Source organism: Undibacterium sp. GW821-FHT07F11 (assembly GCF_059418665.1).
Genome location: NZ_JBWKQH010000002.1, coordinates 181,361 through 199,924, shown reverse-complemented (window position 1 = coordinate 199,924; position 18,564 = coordinate 181,361). Strand labels below are relative to the sequence as shown.

The 18,564-nt window shown below is 50.2% G+C and carries 17 protein-coding genes; 7 read left to right on the top strand and 10 right to left on the bottom strand.

Annotated elements, in window-relative coordinates; translation table 11 throughout:
* Positions 1-8 precede the first annotated feature (8 nt).
* The 6 genes from AC07OI_RS04695 (at position 9) to AC07OI_RS04670 (ending at position 7,511) form a co-directional block, all read left to right on the top strand.
* A complete protein-coding gene (locus AC07OI_RS04695; protein WP_495256436.1) occupies positions 9-902 on the top strand; it encodes an alpha/beta fold hydrolase in 894 nt (297 codons plus the stop codon).
* A 98-nt stretch (positions 903-1,000) separates the two neighbouring features.
* Positions 1,001-2,254 carry a cystathionine gamma-synthase family protein gene (locus tag AC07OI_RS04690; RefSeq protein ID WP_495256435.1) on the top strand — a complete coding sequence of 418 codons (1,254 nt, stop codon included), beginning with the start codon at positions 1,001-1,003 and terminating at the stop codon, positions 2,252-2,254.
* 117 nt (positions 2,255-2,371) lie between these two features.
* Positions 2,372-4,870, top strand: coding sequence for an ABC transporter permease (locus AC07OI_RS04685; RefSeq protein WP_495256434.1), 2,499 nt, complete (start codon positions 2,372-2,374; stop codon positions 4,868-4,870).
* A gap of 40 nt (positions 4,871-4,910) precedes the next feature.
* Positions 4,911-5,543 (top strand): glutathione transferase, encoded by a 633-nt coding sequence (gene yfcF / locus AC07OI_RS04680; protein WP_495256433.1) that lies wholly within the window; start codon positions 4,911-4,913, stop codon positions 5,541-5,543.
* Between the two features lie 34 nt (positions 5,544-5,577).
* The gene (locus AC07OI_RS04675; RefSeq protein WP_492702929.1) at positions 5,578-5,991 is read left to right on the top strand and encodes a group II truncated hemoglobin; all 414 of its coding nucleotides are present in this window, start codon (positions 5,578-5,580) and stop codon (positions 5,989-5,991) included.
* Between the two features lie 50 nt (positions 5,992-6,041).
* Positions 6,042-7,511 (top strand): DNA recombination protein RmuC, encoded by a 1,470-nt coding sequence (locus AC07OI_RS04670; RefSeq protein ID WP_495256432.1) that lies wholly within the window; start codon positions 6,042-6,044, stop codon positions 7,509-7,511.
* 16 nt (positions 7,512-7,527) lie between these two features.
* On the opposite strand, the gene soxR is transcribed toward AC07OI_RS04670, so the two are convergent.
* Positions 7,528-7,998: a redox-sensitive transcriptional activator SoxR gene (soxR, locus tag AC07OI_RS04665; RefSeq protein WP_495256431.1), complete on the bottom strand. Its 471-nt coding sequence runs from the start codon at positions 7,996-7,998 to the stop codon at positions 7,528-7,530.
* A 91-nt stretch (positions 7,999-8,089) separates the two neighbouring features.
* Between soxR and AC07OI_RS04660 the strand changes: the two genes are divergently transcribed.
* Positions 8,090-9,160, top strand: a complete 1,071-nt coding sequence (locus tag AC07OI_RS04660; RefSeq protein WP_495256430.1) for a questin oxidase family protein — start codon at positions 8,090-8,092, stop codon at positions 9,158-9,160.
* On the opposite strand, the gene AC07OI_RS04655 is transcribed toward AC07OI_RS04660, so the two are convergent.
* From AC07OI_RS04655 to chrA, 9 genes are all read right to left on the bottom strand, one after another.
* Positions 9,136-10,788, bottom strand: a complete 1,653-nt coding sequence (locus tag AC07OI_RS04655; RefSeq protein WP_495256429.1) for an EAL domain-containing protein — start codon at positions 10,786-10,788, stop codon at positions 9,136-9,138. The genes AC07OI_RS04660 and AC07OI_RS04655 overlap by 25 nt on opposite strands.
* 11 nt (positions 10,789-10,799) lie before the next feature.
* Positions 10,800-11,231 (bottom strand): hypothetical protein, encoded by a 432-nt coding sequence (locus tag AC07OI_RS04650; RefSeq protein ID WP_495256428.1) that lies wholly within the window; start codon positions 11,229-11,231, stop codon positions 10,800-10,802.
* Positions 11,232-11,237: 6 nt separating this feature from the next.
* On the bottom strand, positions 11,238-12,446 hold the full coding sequence (locus tag AC07OI_RS04645; RefSeq protein WP_495256427.1) for a hypothetical protein: 1,209 nt from the start codon (positions 12,444-12,446) through the stop codon (positions 11,238-11,240).
* 139 nt (positions 12,447-12,585) lie between these two features.
* Positions 12,586-12,948, bottom strand: a complete 363-nt coding sequence (locus tag AC07OI_RS04640; RefSeq protein ID WP_495256426.1) for a ComEA family DNA-binding protein — start codon at positions 12,946-12,948, stop codon at positions 12,586-12,588.
* An 89-nt stretch (positions 12,949-13,037) separates the two neighbouring features.
* Positions 13,038-13,880 carry a peptidylprolyl isomerase gene (locus AC07OI_RS04635; RefSeq protein WP_492702937.1) on the bottom strand — a complete coding sequence of 281 codons (843 nt, stop codon included), beginning with the start codon at positions 13,878-13,880 and terminating at the stop codon, positions 13,038-13,040.
* A 122-nt stretch (positions 13,881-14,002) separates the two neighbouring features.
* A complete protein-coding gene (gene moeA, locus AC07OI_RS04630; RefSeq protein WP_492702938.1) occupies positions 14,003-15,304 on the bottom strand; it encodes a molybdopterin molybdotransferase MoeA in 1,302 nt (433 codons plus the stop codon).
* A gap of 1 nt (position 15,305) precedes the next feature.
* The gene (gene mobA, locus AC07OI_RS04625; protein WP_495256425.1) at positions 15,306-15,929 is read right to left on the bottom strand and encodes a molybdenum cofactor guanylyltransferase MobA; all 624 of its coding nucleotides are present in this window, start codon (positions 15,927-15,929) and stop codon (positions 15,306-15,308) included.
* Positions 15,930-15,972: 43 nt separating this feature from the next.
* On the bottom strand, positions 15,973-17,091 hold the full coding sequence (gene moaA / locus AC07OI_RS04620) for a GTP 3',8-cyclase MoaA (protein WP_495256424.1): 1,119 nt from the start codon (positions 17,089-17,091) through the stop codon (positions 15,973-15,975).
* Positions 17,092-17,175: 84 nt separating this feature from the next.
* Positions 17,176-18,483 carry a chromate efflux transporter gene (chrA, locus tag AC07OI_RS04615; RefSeq protein WP_495256423.1) on the bottom strand — a complete coding sequence of 436 codons (1,308 nt, stop codon included), beginning with the start codon at positions 18,481-18,483 and terminating at the stop codon, positions 17,176-17,178.
* Between the last annotated feature and the right edge of the window lie 81 nt (positions 18,484-18,564).

Here is an 18,564-nt window from a genome sequence, read left to right as displayed (position 1 = left end):
AAATTCTTATGAATCCTCTATTCAAGCCCTCACGCACATCTTTTCTTGATATCCGCGGCCTGCAATACCATGTGCGCAGTTGGGGGCGGGAAGATGCGCCCAAGATCATCATGCTGCATGGCTGGATGGATGTGTCTGCGTCTTTCCAGTTTGTCGTCGATTGCCTGAAGCAGGACTGGCAAGTGCTTGCGCCTGACTGGCGTGGTTTTGGATTGACTGAATCGCCTAATGTCGATACTTACTGGTTCCCGGATTACCTTGGTGACCTCGATGCGCTGCTAAGGCATATTTCGCCGGATGAGTCTGTGAACCTGCTGGGGCATAGCATGGGCGCGAATGTCGCTGGTTTGTATGCAGGCGTACGACCAGAACGCGTGCGCAAGTTCATTAATCTTGAAGGCTTTGGCATGCCGGTGACGCATCCCAAACAGGCACCTGGCCGCTACAGGAAATGGCTGGATGAGCTGGAAAACCAGGCTGGCCTGCGCACTTATGCTTCGCAGGCAGAAGTAGCCGCCCGTTTGCAGAAAACCAATCCTCGCCTGTCGGACGAAAGAGCGGCATTTCTTTCTGCTCATTGGGCCAAGGAAACCAGCACCGGTTGCTGGGAGATTTTGGGTGACCCTGCCCACAAGCAAACCAGTCCACTCTTGTACAGAGTGGAAGAGGTCATGGCCTGCTGGCAAAAAATTACTGCCCCAGTATTGTGGATGGAGGCAGATGACACCAATGTCTGGCATTGGATGGGGCCTAAAGAAGAAGCACGTCTCGAAATAGACAGGCGCCTGGAGCATATACCGCAGCTACAAAAAGAGATGATCCTGGATGCCGGGCATATGCTGCACCATGACCAGCCAGAGAAATTGGCAGCATTGATAGAGGCTTTCTTGCTGAAGGACTGATTTAGCGGGCCTTGCTGCCTTGGTACAAGAATGGAAAAGCGAGTTCTGGGTTAAACTCCCAGAACTCGCTTTTTATTTTCTATTCATATCCCAGCACTATGAGCACGACACCTCAATCACCCAAATACGGTTTTACTACCACCATCCTGCATAACGACAGACAAAAAGAAATAGAGCATGGTTCTGTCCATAAGCCCATCCATACGTCAGTTATGTATGGTTACAGCGATGCGCGTGATCTGGCGGCAGTGTTCCAGAATAAACAATCTGGCTACCGTTATGGCCGCCAGGGTAATCCTACGGTCTCTGCGCTGGAAGAAAAAATCAGCAAGATGGAAGGCGGACTTGCCACCATCGCATTTGCGACTGGCATGGCGGCCATAGGTGCAGTGTTCCAGGCATTATTGCGCCAGGGTGACCATGTAGTGTCTTCCTCATTCTTGTTTGGCAATACCAATAGCCTTTGGCAAACCGTGGGTGGACAGGGTGTTGATGTATCACTGGTAGATGCCACGGATGTAAGCCATGTCGCGGCAGAACTGACGCCAGCGACACGCATGGTGTTTGTCGAGACTATCGCCAATCCACGCACGCAAATCGCTGATCTGAAAAAAATAGGTGAGTTGTGCCGTGAAAAAGGCATCCTGTTTGTGGTCGATAACACCATGACTTCGCCTTATCTGTTCCAGCCCAAAGTTGTACATGCAGGCCTGGTGATCAATTCGCTGACTAAATCCATCGCCGGACATGGCAATGTACTGGGTGGTGCCTTGACGGATACTGGTTTGTTTGACTGGAGCGCATTTCCAAATATTGCCGCCAACTTCCGCAAACAGCCTGCGCAAATGCAGGGCCTGGCACAAATCAGGGCCAAGGCCTTGCGTGACTTTGGTGCCTCGCTTTCACCAGATGCAGCACACCAGGTTGCAGTCGGCGCAGAAACCATTGCCTTGCGCATGGACAGGGAATGTGCCAACGCCCTGGCGCTGGCAAAAATGCTGGCTGCCGACCCGCGTGTGGCAGCGGTACATTATCCAGGCTTGCCAGATCATCCACAGCATGCCCTGGCGACGGAGTTGTTTGCTGCCTATGGTGCCTTGTTCAGCTTTGAGTTAAAACCCGAGATTGATTGCTTTGATTACCTGAACCGTCTGAAGCTGGCGATCAATGCAACGCATCTCGGTGATACCCGCACTCTTGTTATTCCGGTTGCACACACCATTTTCTTTGAGATGGGGGCAGAACGCCGTGCCGAGATGGAGATAGCGGATTCCTTGATACGCGTTTCTGTCGGTATAGAAGATACCAAGGATTTGCTGGATGATTTTGCGAATGCGCTGGTATCTGAGTAAAAAGATAACGCAAGTTTGAACTAAAGACCGATTTGCAGCACTACTGTATGTTGGTACAAGTGGTGCTGCGTTTTGCATGTGCTTCGATTATTTTATTTCTGTAATGGCAAGGTAACTATGTTCAAACTCTCTCTCAGTATGACGATGCGTGACTGGCGTGCTGGTGAGCTGCGCTTTTTACTGATTGCCTTGATGATCGCCGTGGCCTCCCTGGCCTCGGTCGGTTTTTTTACGGACAGGATGCGCAGCGGCCTCAACCGCGATGCGCATCAGTTACTGGGTGCTGACTTGCTGGTCGCTGCTGACCAGCCCATCAAGCCAGAATGGCGACAAGAAGCAGAAAAACGCGGTTTCAGGACGGCAGAAACAGTAGTCTTCCCAAGTATGGCATTGGCGGGCGAGGGGGATGAGGCGATATCCCGCCTCGTCTCTTTAAAAGCCGTGAGTGCAGATTACCCCTTACGTGGCAAGTTGAAGCTGAACAAGGGTGAAACAGAAGTCGCTACTGATGTCGTCCCGCAATCTGGCGCAGTCTGGGTAGATCCGGCTTTGCTGTCGGCTCTGAATTTGAACGTAGGCCAAAAAATCAAACTGGGTGAGCTGCATCTGACGGTGACCCAAACCATAGGTACAGAGCCTGACCGTGGCGCAGGTTTCATGAATTTTGCGCCACGTGCCATGATATCGCTGACGGATATACCTGCCAGCAAACTGATACAAAATGGTTCGCGAGTGACTTATCGTTTACTGATGGCTGGCGATTCCAAGCTTATCGCTGCTTATCAAAAAGAATTGCAGGGCAAGATAGAAAGCGAAAAACTTAAAGGAATACGACTCGAATCGCTGGAATCAGGTCGTCCGGAAATGCGCGCTACGCTGGACAGGGCAGATCAGTTCCTGTCGCTGGTAAGCCTGTTGTCAGCCATGCTGGCCGCGGTTGCCATCGCCATGGCCGCCCGCCGCTTCATGCTGCGTCATCTGGATGCCTGCGCCATGTTGCGCTGCCTGGGGCTGACCCAAAACCAGGTCATGTCCATGTATTTGATCGAATTCCTGATCCTGGGTTTGCTGGGCAGCATCGCAGGCGTGGTTTTGGGTTATGCAGGCCATTATGTCCTGCTCGAATGGTTGGGCAAACTGGTCGCCAAGGATTTGCCTGATGCGAATTTCTTGCCTGCCGTGCAGGGCATCGCCACAGGTTTATTACTGCTGGTAGGTTTTGCCTTGCCACCGATTTTGCAATTGCGTAATGTGCCGCATAACCGCGTCATACGACGTGAACAGGATGCGCCCAAAGCCATGACGCTGGTGACGTATGCCTGCGGCCTCGGCATGTTCGTGGCTTTGTTACTGTGGCAAACGGCGGATATCAAACTGGGCTTGATGACTGCGGCTGGTTTTTTGCTTGGTTTGCTGGTGTTCGCACTGGTGGCATGGCTGGGCATGTTTTCTCTCAAACGCATGCGTACTTTATTTGCGCATTCTGCCTGGCGTTTCGCTATTACTGCTCTGCAAAGGCGGCCCGGTGCGACTATTGTACAAGTCGTCTCCCTTGCCCTGGGTTTGATGGCCTTGTTGTTGTTAACTGTCGTGCGTGGTGACCTGATCACTGCGTGGAAAAAAGCTACTCCGGCAGATGCGCCAAATCAGTTTGTTATTAACATACAGCCAGATCAAAAAGCAGATATCGCTAAACAACTTGATGCCTTTGGCAAGCCACTGCTGTACCCCATGATACGCGGGCGTTTGATTGCCTTGAATGACAAGCAGATTACTGGCGACACCTATATGGAAGACCAGGCCAAGCGCATGGTGGATCGCGAATTCAATCTGTCTACCATGCCCGACATGCCTGCGCTGAACAAGATCACTGCCGGTCGCTGGTATGACGATAGTAAGGCCACAGAGGCTGAGGCTTCGGTGGAAGAGGGCATAGCCAAAACCCTGAAGCTGAAGCTGGGTGACAAGATGACTTTTGATGTCGCAGGTCAGCAGGTGACATCGACCATCACGAGCCTGCGCAAGCTCGACTGGGGTTCGATGCGGGTGAATTTCTTCGTCATCATCAACCCAAAAGCCATGGTGGATATGCCGCAGACCTGGATCACGGCCTTCCGTTTGCCTGAAACAGATAAAACGTTCGTCAACCGCTTCATGCGTGATTTCCCTAACCTGACGGTGGTCGACGTTGGCGCCATGATCAAGCAAATGCAGGATGTGCTGGACCAGGTGATTACGGCAGTAGAATTCCTGTTCCTGTTCACACTGGCTTCCGGTGTGCTGGTGTTGTACGCAGCGCTGGCTGGCTCGCAGGATGTCCGCATGCGTGAGGCTGCGCTCTTGCGTGCCCTGGGTGCAACCCGCAAGCAACTCTCACAGGCGCAGTGGATAGAATTCTTGCTGATAGGTGGCTTGTCTGGTGTATTGGCAGCTTCTGGCGCATCTGCCATAGGCTGGGCACTGGCACGCTTCAGTTTCAATTTTGAATGGACTTTCTCGCCCCTGGTCTGGCTGGCAGGCTTGTTTGTTGGTGCTACTTGCGCCGTGGTGGGCGGCTGGCTGGGTTTGCGCAATGTCTTGAATCAGCCACCTCTGCAAAGTCTGCGCGAGGCTTGATAGAAGTGCGCTCAATTAAAATAATTTAAAAGGATTTATCTTGCAAAAACAAGACATCAAACTTTATGTAGATTCACAATTTACCAGCCCTTATGCGATGTCGGTGTTCGTCACGCTACATGAAAAGGGCCTGAACTTTGATTTGCTGACAGTAGATCTGGAAGCCGATGCCCAGCATGCGCCAGATTATGCCGCCACGTCGCTGACGCAGCGCGTACCTACCCTGGTGCATAATGGTTTTGCCTTGTCCGAATCGTCAGCGATTACCGAGTATCTGGAAGAAGTATTTCCACAGCAAGCAGTTTATCCCAAAGACACGCAAGCCCGTGCCAGGGCAAGGCAAGTGCAAGCCTGGATACGCAGCGCCCTGATGCCTATACGGGTAGAGCGCAATACCCAGGTCATCTTCTATGGCAAGAAGCTGGAACCCTTATCAGATGAAGCTAAGGCAGCAGCAGCGCAATTGTTCCTGGTTGGCGAATCATTGATACCAGATAGTGCTGAAAACCTCTTTGGTAACTGGACAGTTGCTGATCTTGATCTTGCCTTGATGATTAACCGCCTGGCCTTGCATGGCGATCAGGTGCCTGAGAAATTAGCCAGGTTTGCAGCTTATCAATGGCAAAGACCTGCAGTGCAATTATGGGTGCATCAGACAAGGCCCGCACTCTGAATGGTTTTAAGAACGGTTTTAAATTAGCGATCACATGAATACTGAAGTTGAAAATAATGAAGAAGCCCAGGTCAATTTATATGAATTGCTGGGTGGTGCAGAAAAACTGCGCGAGATGGTTGACCGTTTTTATGACTTGATGGAGCTCGAGCCAGAATTTGCCGGCATACGCGCACTGCATCCCGCTCCCATGGATGGATCCCGTGACAAGCTATTCTGGTTCTTGTCTGGCTGGATGGGCGGCCCCAATCTGTATATAGAACAGTTTGGTCACCCGCGCCTGCGTGCGCGTCATCTGCCGTATGCCATCGCCAGTAGCGAACGTGATCAATGGCTGCGCTGCATGGCCTGGGCGATGCAGGATGTCGGCGTCAGTGAAGATTTGCAGCAGCATTTGATGCAATCGTTTTATCAGACGGCTGACTGGATGCGTAACCGCCCTGGCTGAGTTTCCAAGCTTCGCAATTTGAAATCCCTTTTTCACCTGAATATTTTTCTATGAGCCTGTTTGAGGTACTGATACTTTTGCTGGCTGTGCTGGCCGTGATCTTGAATATTGTGCTTCTGCTGCGCAAGACTGATAATCAAGACGAGTACGGCATACTCGCCATACAGGAACAACTGCGCCAGACTCAGCAGCAGTCGCAAATGACGCAAGAGCGCAGTGAGCGGGCATTGAGAGAGCAGGTGCAATTGACAGCCCAGACTGGCCGCCAGGAACTGTCTGGCAGCTTTGGCCAGTTGCAACAAAACCTGGCTGCCCAGTTGACCAGTGTGGCAACGCTGCAAAATAACCAGATCGATGCGTTCTCGCAGCAACTGGTGAAGCTCAATGAAACCAATGCACAGCAACTGGAGCAATTCAGGCAGGCTTTCATTTTGCAAGGACAGGTCGCCCGTGACGAACAGGGTCAAAGCCTGAAGCGTTTTGGTGACAGCCTGAATCAAACTCTGTTGGCGCTGACGGAGTCAAATGCCCAGCGCATGAATGAAATACGGGCAACGCTGGAGCAAAAAATACAGCAATTGCAGGCCGACAATGCAGGCAAGCTAGAAGAAATGCGCAAGACTGTCGATGAAAAACTGCATGCCACGCTGGAGCAGCGCCTTGGAGAATCATTCAAGCTGGTCTCTGACCGTCTCGAAAAAGTCCATCAGGGCCTGGGTGAGATGCAACAGCTTGCGATAGGTGTTGGTGACCTCAAGCGCGTGCTGACGAATGTGAAAACCCGTGGTACTTGGGGTGAAGTGCAACTGGAAATGGTGCTGGAACAAATGCTGACGCCAGACCAGTATGCCAAGAATGTAGAAACCATACCCGGCTCAGGTGAGCGGGTGGAATTCGCCATCAAGCTGCCAGGCAAGGAAGAAAACAGGGCGCCAGTATGGATGCCCATTGATGCGAAATTCCCCAAGGAACAATATGAGCGCCTGATCGATGCCGCAGAACGTGCCGATGCCGAAGGGGTTGCGCAGGCGGGCAAAGAGCTGGAGAGGGCGATACGCCTGGAGGCTAAAACCATTTCCGAGAAATACCTGTCACCGCCACTGACGACAGATTTCGCCATTCTGTTCCTGCCGACTGAGGGCCTGTATGCCGAAGTCATGCGCAGGCCGGGTCTGGCTGATGAATTACAGCGCACTTGCCGTGTCTCCATCTCTGGTCCTTCGACTTTGTCGGCTTTGCTGAACAGCCTGCAAATGGGCTTCCGCAGTCTGGTACTGGAGCAGCGCTCATCGGAAGTCTGGCAGGTGCTGGGCGCAGTCAAGACAGAGTTTGGAAAATTTGCGGATGTATTGACCGCTACCAAAATCGCGCTCGAAAAAGCTGCAAAAAATATCGATCAGGCAGAAGTCAGGACGCGGCAAATGACACGCAAACTAAAAAGTGTAGAAGCTTTGCCTGCAGATACTGCGCAAAGCCTGCTGGGTACGAGTATCGACGCCAGTGACGCAGATGTTGAATAATTAAACTGCGGCTTGATCAAACCAGATCTGAAGATTTATCACCCATCAGATAACGCGGCCCCGTACCTCTGGTATTGGCAATGTCTTGCGGATTGTATAGCGCACAGGATTTGAGCGACAGGCAGCCGCAACCTATGCATGAACTTAACTGGTCACGCAAGGCTGTCAATGCCCTGATGCGTTCTTCTATCAGGGAGTGCCACGATTTTGACAGCCTCTCCCAATCCTGTTTTGTCGGCGTTCGCTGGCCTGGCAGGCTGGCAAGGGAGTTTTCTATTTCTTCCAGTGTCAGCCCTGCAGTTTGCGCGGCCTTGATAAATGCAACACGACGTAATACTTCCCGTGGAAATTGGCGTCGCTGCGCCGGACTGCGTACGCTCGTTATCAAACCCCGGCTTTCATAAAAACGCAAAGCGCTTGCCGCGATGCCTGATCGTTTGGCAAGTTCACCTATGCTGATCAGGTTTGTATTGTTTGCATCAGTCATCGTTTCTCTCCCAGGCATGAAAAAAGTGTTTGACTTCAAGTTAACTTGAACTTGCATACTATAACAAATTCAAAACCAATGGAGAGTGCAAATGACGGCTTCAACAACAGCGATGTGCAGCAATGTGGTTCTTAAAGACTTGCTGGACAAGAACAGGGAGTTTGCCCTGAATGGCAAGGGAACCACCAATCACTGCCCCATGGCTTTATGCGCACTGGCTGGCATGGGGGCGAGTGACAGACGTTTACAGGAATTCTTTACGCATTGGCGCGATACATATGCTTTACCAGCCTTGCCTGCATTGCTTCTTGAGGAGACGATCCGGTACGAAAATTTTCAGGCTTATCTGGGTAAGAGAGAATATTTTGCAGACTTGCAATCCTGTTTTATCAGCCGTATCGCTGAACGTGGGGCAAAAGAAGTCATCAACCAGATTTTTTCCCTCGTCCCATTTGCTCCTGCGACTACTGCATTCCATGCCCTGATACGACTCGCCCATGGCCTGCAAGCTGAGCATGCTGGGGAAATTGCTGCCGGGTTGGCAGCATTGGTGGCCACCAATTTTGACATCAAAATCAATATGTCAGGGCGGCAGCCAGCAAGTTCGGTTGCAGCAGGTTTTCAAAGCTTGTCACAAAACATGAGAGGGAAAGTATATCCGGGCAGGATGATCGTTGAAAAAATGCGCTTAGTTGTCAATGACGAACAATTTCTCGATAGTTTGCCAGGCATGCCTGTCGCAGAGAGTTTGCTGGATGAGTTGGCGCTCTGGGCTATTTCGGCTTATGGGCAAACCAGGGATTTTACGATTTTGCATATCGTTACGGGTGTCAACGCCGTGCGGCATATATTGCCTTATCTTGAACCAGCGACTGTTGCCTGCAGATTGCAGGATTTATGGATAGCGCTATGTGCTGCCTACGTCTCGGTGGGTGCGCCAGCCGTGATTGATGCTGTTATTTATGAAAGCCGCATGCGGGAAAAATACAGGCAACTCTGTTCATGGTCGGATTTGTTTGCCAGGGCAATAGAGAGTGATGATGACCATGTCATCAAGCTGACCTATGCATGCGCTTTGGAAATCAGTTTGCGGCCAAATCTCCTTTACCAGATGGTAGTCATGGAAATGCTGGATGTTCAAATGGAATCTGTTGTCTGCTGATTTTTACTTTCATCAAGGTGTACTACTCGATAAGCATTTTTGCCACTGCGCTTGACTTCATACATGGCAGCATCTGCCTGTCTGAGCAAGTTATTGGCATCGAATTCATTCGGGCCAGTATAGCTGATACCTATGCTGGCACCGATTTGCACAGACAGGCTTTCATTGATGACGATGGGTTGACTGGCCAGCGTAATGATTTTTTGTGCAATCTCTTCTGCTTTTTCAAGATGCGTCAGATCCTTTAAGAGAATGATGAATTCATCACCACCCAACCGGGCGATAAAATCTGATCTTCTTACTGTGTTACTGACCAGCACGGAAAAATGTATGAGTACCTGGTCGCCAACAGTATGACCATGGCTGTCATTGACTTGCTTGAATTTATCCAGGTCTATCATGAGCAGGAAGAAACCCTGTGCGTTGCCGCTGGCATACTCTTTGGACAGGCGACTGATTTCTTTTTCAAATCCCAGACGGTTATTAATCCCGGTTAAGTGATCTGTAACGGCAAGCTGGTTTGCGCTTTCTTCCTGGGATTTGCGCTCGGTAATATCATTTACCAGTCCTTGCAAGATACCATCTTCTGCCGGGCTGATGACGAGGTTGATCCATTTCTTGTGGCTCGAGCTTGCCAGCTGTATGTAAAAGTCATCAGACATGATCCTGGCTTCATTGATTGCTGCATCTATCATCAGATGCAGGCGCAGTTCCTGCCCTTCCAATAATGATGTCAATGCGTTGGCAATAATGGCTTTGCCGCCATGGTCATCAAGGCTGAACATGCGTAAAAAGGCTGGATTATAAGAAAGTAATTCTCCAGAAAAATTGAGCTGGAAGATGCCGGTTTCAGCATTTTCAAAAATAGTCTGGAATTTTTTCTCGCCGATGGCATGCTGGATACGCAATGTCCGCTCTTCATTGAGTGTCTTCAGCAGGCTGGCGACCAGGGTGTTGACGTCACGTACCAGTTGGCCGATTTCATCTTTCTCGTTGCCGTCTGGCAGACCCAGTTTGTCACCGGATTCAGGTGCCAGCGTATGCAGTCTGTCCGAGATGTTTTTGATGGGACGGGTAATCATGGTCAGCACGACATAGACCACAGCCGAAGCCATTGCCAGCGCTTGCAATAGCAACAGGTAGACGATGAAGCGCGCTTTGGCAGTACTCTGATCCCTGATGAAATCTACATTAGGGTCCAGGTGAATTTCACACACTTTTTCTTTGGGATTAAATGGTGAGTAAACTTCATGCACCAGTTGATTGGATTTACTGATGCCGGGCAGGATGGTAAGTGCAGATTGATCGCTAACTTTGGCAGTTTTTTTGTCTGCTTCAGCAAGGACTTTGCCTTCCGAGAATATTTGCACCCGGCTGATGTCACCATTCTTCAATAAGCCACGTGCCAGCTCTGCTGCCAGATTCTGGTCCAGTACAAAGCAGGCTATGCTGGCTGTATTTTCCACCGTACTTAAAGAGGCCAGCATGCGTTGGCGTGCCTGCTCTTGCTCGGATTGTGCCGAGAAGTGATAGCTGAGCAATGCGAAGAATATACCTACGAGCAGAGCGATACCAAGCACAATGAATGCGCTACGATAGACGATGCTGGTACGTAGTAGTCTTAACATGCAGGGATCACTTACTGTGTAGGGTCGTAGATCATTCTTACCCGTTTATCCAGTTTCTTGCGCTCTATGTAACCAATTGCTGCCTTGTTGCTGCTGACTATATCAAGTACCTCATCCACAGATTCTACCTGCATGGGCGGAGAACCCTGGCCAGAAAACATCAGTCTGGCCCAATACGAATTAATTTCAGGCAAATTTTTATTGACCAGTAATGCATAAAATTTCGCCTTCTCTGTATTTGCCGCTGTCAGATCCAGCGGCATGGCGTTCATGCCGGATGCCAGTTTGCGATTTCTTCCCATGTACAGATTAATGACTTCATCCTTGCTTAGTTTTTCTATTCCACTTTGCGGATTGGCAATCACCACCAGGTCTGCCTGCGCAGCCTGACAACAGCCCCAGAAGCTGAGATACAAGAGAAGGTGGCATACGGCTCTCATCATTTTCTCTTAAAAGATGAAATTGTAGGCAACACTGATCAGCCTGGCCTTGCCATTCCATCCAGGCTGATTATTCCGGATCAAAAAATAGTCGTCAGTTTTTATATCGTCAACTTGCAATTTCACATTGCTTTTCTCAGTCAGGTCATAGCGTACACCTACAGAAAAAGTAGTCTGGCGATTGTATTGATTATTGATCGCGTCGTTGAAAGCGGCTGCCAGCATATCCAGATCAGGGCTGAGTCCTGCCGGTAATCGACTCGCTGTATTTTTATTCACCGGCCTGGATGCCGAGTAGGTGAAATAGGGGGTCCATTGATCTATACGATAACCCACGGTCAGATACGCAGCTCTGTTGGTAGGGAAGAGCAGGGATTCTGAACTGAGTTGATTGAGCATCAGTTGTGCCTGTAAAGGCCCCTGGTCATAGGCCATGCCAGCCGACAAATAGGTGAATTTTTTATCGGTCAGGGATAAGTCATTTGCCAGCCCTGCTGCACTGGGAACAAATGCGTTCAGGTAAGGTGAACGCAGACTATCCAGCAGTGTTTGCAAAGGTGGAAATTCATTTTTGAATTTGAGTTCGCTATAACCCAGGCGATATATCCAGTTTGAAGTCTGGTATTCAATATGACCACCAAGCAGGCGTGAGCGGTTCAGGGATAAAAATTCATCCGGGCTGCCTGTCGAAGTTTTTTCTCTGGCCACACCCGCAAAAATTTTCGCCCGCAATAGGCCGGTGCCCAGTGGTTTGGAAACCACCATGTCTGCGCCATCGAAGTAGGAAATGATCAGGCTGCCAAAGAAGTCGATGGGTGGCCTGACCCATTGGTAGGTATAGCCTACATTGCGGGAATCAGCCAGGAGGTAAACATCAAATCCCAAGCGGCCTGCACGCAATTGCAGATTGTCATTGGGTAGATAGCGGGCATAAGCCCAGGTGATTTCTGGTTGAAATTTATTTGCTGAGCGACGGCTGACGACTTGCAAAGCTGCGTCGATATTGTCATTGATGTTTTTGTTGACCTGGATACCGAAATTGGAATCCGTGCCAAAATCAGTTTGTCTGGTAAAACCGACACCATCATTTTGTGTCAGGTCACGGACTATATCGACATTGCGGGTGTTACTGTGCACAACACCAAGTGTGCCAAAACCACTGATGGTAAATGGCTTGCTGTCATCTGCCGCATATACCTGTGTTGCCAGGGCAAGCATGCTGATGCATAGAATGAAATGTGAAAACCTGCTTGACATAGAACCTCACTGCCACGGCAAAGCGCTACACGATCAAAGGCAAGCTATTTTGTGCAATGTCTGAGATCAGATTTTACAGACACTGCACAGGTTTACATTTTTATTTTTTCTCTGCGGTTTTTTGTTTGGCAATCACTAAATCTTTGATGCCGTTATAGACATCTTCAGGCAATATTTTTTTGCTAAGTAATTCGTCCTTGCCTTTGTAGGGACGGCCTTTGATAATCGCGTCTGAGCGCACATCACCAATTTTAGGCAAGGTTGCCAGTTCTTTTTTTGTCGCGCTATTCAGATCCATGAGTTCGGCTTTGGTAGACGCTGAAGCCGATGCAGCCGCAGAGGCTGAGCTGGAAGCTGGGGCGCTTGCCGATGCCTTTTTAGACGCATCAGCGGCAGTTGCCGTGCCCATCGCCATTGCTGTCAGCGCAGTTGCCAACAAGATTGCTTGCCATTGTTTTTTCATCTTTACTCCATCCCAAAAGTGAAACAGGAGCACGAGGCTCCTGTTTTTTTAACAAATTTCATGAGCGCTGCTAAGTGCAGCATAGCATGTTATTGTGTTTGTACCATCGAATTAATCAATACAGGTGTCACAGGCACATCAGACATGCCGCCAGCTGTTGTAGTTGGCACGACATTGATCTTGTCCATGATATCCAGGCCAGTCACAATTTTGCCAAATACTGCATAACCAGTGCCCGCTGTCAGGCCGTCAAAACCGGTATTGTCAGCCGCGTTCAGGTAAAACTGGGCTGTCGCAGAGTTGGCATCACTGGTACGGGCCATGGCGATAGTGCCACGCAAATTGCTGAGGCCATTTGGTGTTTCCAGCTTGATGGCAGGCTGTGTTGCAGGTTGTTGCAAATCGGAGGTGAAGCCACCACCCTGAACGATGGCGCTTTTGATCACGCGATGGAAAATTTTATTTACATAGAAGCCACTTTCGACATAGTTCAGGAAGTTGTCGACAGTAATCGGGGCTTTAGCCGGATTCAATTCCAATACGATAGTGCCTAGGCTCGTCGTCATGGTGACTTGCGGCTGCGCTGGCAGTGTCAGATTAACTAAGCCAGAGTACAGCGTTGTGCCATTTGCTGCTGTAATGGAGTAGGTTGTTGAACCAACGTTGACCAGTTTGCAGGATAAAACACGTTGTGTAGCCGTGCCGCCCGCTAATTCAGTAATGGTCAGACAGGCAGGGATACTGGCGTTATAGCCCTTGTCCAGATTTTGGCCGGTAATGGTGAAGTTGGTGACCTTGCGATAAACCACCTGATCCGTTGTGACTTTTGTTACGGAAGGTATTACTGCAGGTGTGTCCGACTTGGAGCCGCCGCAGCCACTAAGTAATACGAGAGATGCACAGGCACCCAAGAGCCATGTTGTCGCTTTCAAACTGTTCTCCAAAATTAATTAAACTGCCGTATTTTACTTTGCTTGAGCAGATTTTGAACGCCAAGTTGGCAGCTGTTACGATTTCTATACAATTGTGACCGTATTGAAGAAATAAATTCTACTTAAATCAGACCTTCAAACGGCAAAATACTGACTTTTTCGCTGGCAGCTACAGCACTTTGATCATGATGCAGGATGATCATGCAGTTTGCTTCTGACATGGAGCGCAAAATGCCTGAGCCCTGTGAACCTGTGATGCTGACTCCAAGTTCACCATCGTCGCGCATGGCCAGTATGCCGCGCTGGTATTCCGTACGTCCTGGGCGCTTGCGTATGTCTGCGTTCGATTTGGCGCTAAATAGCGGCAAGGGAGGGACGTTCGCCCCCATCAGTTGCTGCAAAGCCTGGCGGGCGAAAAAATAGAAAGAAACCATGACGGCAACTGGGTTGCCAGGCAGGCCGAATAAATAAGCACTTTTGCCTGCCGATGTGATTTTACCAAAAGCCATAGGACGACCGGGGCGCATGGCGATGCTCCAGAAAGCCACATCCCCCAGACTATGCATCATTTGCCGGGTGTGGTCAGCGTCTCCGACAGAGACGCCACCTGAGGTGATAATTGCATCCGCATTTTCACAAGCGCTGCGCATGGCGGCTTCCAGTGCCTCTGGATTGTCTTGAACCACACCCATATCCAGCACATCGCAACCCATGCGTGTCAGCATGCCGTACAAGGTATAGCGATTGCTGTCATAGACACAGCCTGCTTCCAGTTCTTCACCCAAAGAGCGTAATTCGTCACCAGTAGAAAAAATGGCGACACGCAAGCGCCGCTGTACGGTGACCTCTGGGATGCCGAGAGAGGCTAATAAACCCAGATCAGCCGGGGCGAGTATTTTTCCTTTGCGTATGGCGACTTTGCCGATTGCCAGATCTTCGCCTTTCAGGCGGCGGTTATCTCCTGCACGCAAATTGCCTGCGCTTAATTTGACTTGGGTATCGCTGACTTTGCTTGTGAATTCCTGTGGTACGACAGTGTCACAACCTGCAGGCATGACCGCACCCGTCATGATGCGTACACATTGATTGTGCATGACTGTGCCCATAAACGCAGCGCCTGCCAGGGCAGTACCTATGATGTCCAGATTCAGCTCTTGCACGCCCCCCAAATCTTCGCCCCGCAAGGCAAAACCATCCATGGCAGAATTGTCGTGGGCAGGCACATTGATGGGTGAGATGATGTCGGTTGCCAGCACGCGCCCCAAGGCTTGGCGTATGGTGAGTTTTTCCATGCCGCAAACAGGCTGGATATATGCGCGCATGATGTCTTGCGCCTGCTGCACTGAGAGAGCTTCAGGATCGTAGTCGGACATGCATCCAGTGATGTCCTGCAAGTTCCTGTCAGATGCTGGCGAGGTATTCATATCAGTTCTCAAGTTCCCGTAATTCTTCCAGTGTATTGATATTGCGAAACGCCGTATTGTCTTCAAACAAGACTTCGCATATTTGCAGGCTGGCATGCCATGTTTGCATTTTGCGCCCGCCGCTTTCCAGATATGCTGTAATTCCTGCTAATACACTGGTTTTCATCAAGGCAAATACAGGATGGCTTTGTTTTTGCTGTACTCCATCCCTGTTTTCCCAGGTTACTGCGACGGCCAAATCGGCATTGCTTTGCAATAGCGCAGATGATAATCGGTCTGCCAGGTCAAGCGGCAAAAATGGTGAATCGCAGGATGCACATAGCAGGTAAGGTGTAATGCAATGCAGCAGGCCCGTTTGTATGCCTGCCAAAGGTCCGGCAAAGCCTTGCATGTGATCTGGCCAGACTGGAAAGCCAAACTCTTGATAGATACCCGTGTTCTGGTTGGCGCTGATCATGACAGTGGCGGTTTGTGTTGCCAGTCTTTGCAGGACATGTAAAGCCATGGCTTTTCCATGCAGGCATTGCAAGCCCTTGTCTACCTCACCCATGCGTGTCCCTCGGCCGCCTGCCAATACCAGGCCGGTGATGAGGTTTTTGTCTATAGAGGGCTTGGAAATTGACACGAAAATCGGCTTGCTGAAGTCTAAAGTACTTATGATACTGTTATCAGCCGCCTATGTAAGACATTTCTATTTTTTTTCGCTCTTGGCCAGGCGTATTTTGGCTGCGCATTTCAGAATAGCGGTCTGTACGCTGTTGCCAGATTTGGGCGATTACATTGGCGATCGCCAGGTCAGGGTGCTGTTGAGTATCACGTAACAAAGCACGCAAATCATGGCCATGGCTGGCGAACAGGCAGGTGTAGAGCTTGCCCTCTGTTGACAGCCGGGCTCTGCTGCAGTCGTGGCAAAAGGTCTGGGTGACGCTGGATATGAAACCCAGTTCGCCACTGCCATCGGCATGACGCCAGCGGGCGGCTGTTTCTCCAGTGTAGTTGGCATCCATGGCAAGCAACGGCATACCAGCGTCTTGTATGCGCTGCACGACTTGCGAAGAAGGGATGACTTCATCCAGTTTCCAGCCGTTGGAAGCGCCGACATCCATGTATTCTATGAATCTGAGTATATGTGGCTTACCCTTGAAGTAGCGGGTCATGGGAATGATTTCATGGTCATTCAAACCTGCTTTGACGACCATGTTCACTTTCACTGGCCCCAGGCCGGCGGCTTCGGCGGCGGCGATACCTTCCAGCACTTCATTGACAGAAAAATCGACATCGTTCATGCGCTTGAAAATGGCATCGTCCAGTGCATCCAGTGAAACTGTGACGCGGGTCAGGCCAGCATCCTTCAGACTTTGCGCCTTGCGCGCCAGCAGCGAGCCATTCGTCGTCAGCGTCAGGTCCAGCGGCTTGCCATCATTGGTCCTTAGCCTGGCCAGCATTTCTATGAGGCGTTCCAGATGTTTGCGCAGTAGCGGTTCACCGCCGGTCAGGCGTATTTTTCTGACGCCATGCGCGACAAATATGTTGGCGACACGGGTAATTTCTTCAAAGCTCAGCAGCGACTTGTGCGGCAGGTATTGATAGTCTTTATCAAAGACCTCTTTGGGCATGCAATATACACAGCGGAAGTTGCAACGATCCGTTACTGAGATACGCAGGTCATGCAGGGGGCGTGACAAGGCATCCTGCAATTGACCATCGGGTGTTTTCAATACTTCTGGAACAGACAATGCAGGGCTAAATCGTTTTAATTCTGATAGCGGAATAAATTTTTCCGTCATGGCTAGGGCAGGTAATTTTTAAGCTTAATAATGAACAATAGCACGACTTGAAATCTCATGTGACCGCAAGGTCTTTTGTTAAATTTAAGCTAACAATGAGAGCATATATCCCGCCAGGGCGCAAGCTGCCAGCAGCTTGAGGGTAGAAAGCTTGAATTTGAAAACGGCGATAGCGGCCAGGGCAGTAAGTACTATGGCTTGAATATCCAAAGTTACTGCATCCTTAAAAAAAACATGGCTGGCAAATAACCAGGCCAGGCTGACTATGACACCAACTACCGCTGCTGAAATGGCATTCAGAGGGGCATTCAAATGCAAATTATTCCTGCTGGATTCAACCAGTGGTCCGCCTGCGAGGATGAAAATAAAAGAAGGCAGAAAAGTGAAGAAGCAGGCAACACAGGCCCCCAGACTTGCTGCCAGCAATAAGTGATCGCCGCCTAAAAAAGCATGGCTCCAGCCGCCGATGAAGCCGACAAAAGCAACGATCATGATTAATGGTCCGGGTGTGGTTTCACCCAGTGCCAAACCATCCATCATTTGCGTTGTACTCAGCCAATGGTATTGCTCAACCGCTGCCTGCATCATATATGGCAGCACAGCATAAGCGCCACCAAAACTGAACATGGCTGCCTTGGTGAAAAAACTGGCCATATCAGTTAAGGGGTGAGGCAGGCCAAAGCTGAGTGCCAGCAACAACCACACCGCAGCGGCAAACAAGATACCCAAACCCAGCGTGATGAGCAGTTTTAACCAGGAAAAACGCGCATGTTCTGGCGTGGGTGTGTCGTCATCAATAATCGCGGACAGATGCTGATGTGTAGTTTGTTGGTGGGCGGATTGTACTGTGTGACAGGATTTGCGAAAGATCAGGCCCGTGCATGCAGCAGCAATGATGACCAGAGGGAAGGGGAGATGTAGCCAGGCGATGGCAGCAAAGGCCGCTAGTGCGACTGCAATCAGTACACCGGTCTTCAGGGTGCGCTGTGCGATGCGCCAGGCAGCAGCGAGCACGATGGCGACTACCGCAGGCTTGATGCCGGTCATAAGCGCTTGCACGACAGTATTGTCGCCAAAAGCCATGTATATCCAGGACAGCAAAATCAAGATCAAGAGCCCGGGTAAAACAAATAGCAGGCCAGCCATGATGCCACCTCTGGTCTTGTGCATGAGCCAGCCTATGTAAATGGCGAGCTGGGTTGCTTCAGGTCCAGGTAAAAGCATGCAGTAATTCAATGCATGTAAAAAGCGTGCCTCGGATATCCAGCGGCGCTTTTCCACTAGTTCTGTATGCATCAGCGCAATTTGTCCGGCGGGGCCGCCAAAGCTGATGAATCCCAACTTGAGCCAGTAAAGAAACGCTGCTTTCAGGGTAATCTCATGCGTAGGCAAGGGAGCGCTTTCAGTGTTTTATTTACGAATATTGTGTTTGCATATTATTGCCTATTTGGTGACAGGCATAAAAAAACCGGC

Coding starts and splice junctions, on each gene's coding strand:
- AC07OI_RS04695 (WP_495256436.1), top strand. CDS start 9: ATGAATCCTCTATTCAAGCCCTCACGCACATCTTTTCTTGATATCCGC.
- AC07OI_RS04690 (WP_495256435.1), top strand. CDS start 1,001: ATGAGCACGACACCTCAATCACCCAAATACGGTTTTACTACCACCATC.
- AC07OI_RS04685 (WP_495256434.1), top strand. CDS start 2,372: ATGTTCAAACTCTCTCTCAGTATGACGATGCGTGACTGGCGTGCTGGT.
- AC07OI_RS04675 (WP_492702929.1), top strand. CDS start 5,578: ATGAATACTGAAGTTGAAAATAATGAAGAAGCCCAGGTCAATTTATAT.
- AC07OI_RS04670 (WP_495256432.1), top strand. CDS start 6,042: ATGAGCCTGTTTGAGGTACTGATACTTTTGCTGGCTGTGCTGGCCGTG.
- soxR (WP_495256431.1), bottom strand. CDS start 7,998: ATGACTGATGCAAACAATACAAACCTGATCAGCATAGGTGAACTTGCC.
- AC07OI_RS04660 (WP_495256430.1), top strand. CDS start 8,090: ATGACGGCTTCAACAACAGCGATGTGCAGCAATGTGGTTCTTAAAGAC.
- AC07OI_RS04655 (WP_495256429.1), bottom strand. CDS start 10,788: ATGTTAAGACTACTACGTACCAGCATCGTCTATCGTAGCGCATTCATT.
- AC07OI_RS04650 (WP_495256428.1), bottom strand. CDS start 11,231: ATGATGAGAGCCGTATGCCACCTTCTCTTGTATCTCAGCTTCTGGGGC.
- AC07OI_RS04645 (WP_495256427.1), bottom strand. CDS start 12,446: ATGCTTGCCCTGGCAACACAGGTATATGCGGCAGATGACAGCAAGCCA.
- AC07OI_RS04640 (WP_495256426.1), bottom strand. CDS start 12,948: ATGAAAAAACAATGGCAAGCAATCTTGTTGGCAACTGCGCTGACAGCA.
- moeA (WP_492702938.1), bottom strand. CDS start 15,304: ATGAATACCTCGCCAGCATCTGACAGGAACTTGCAGGACATCACTGGA.
- moaA (WP_495256424.1), bottom strand. CDS start 17,091: ATGACGGAAAAATTTATTCCGCTATCAGAATTAAAACGATTTAGCCCT.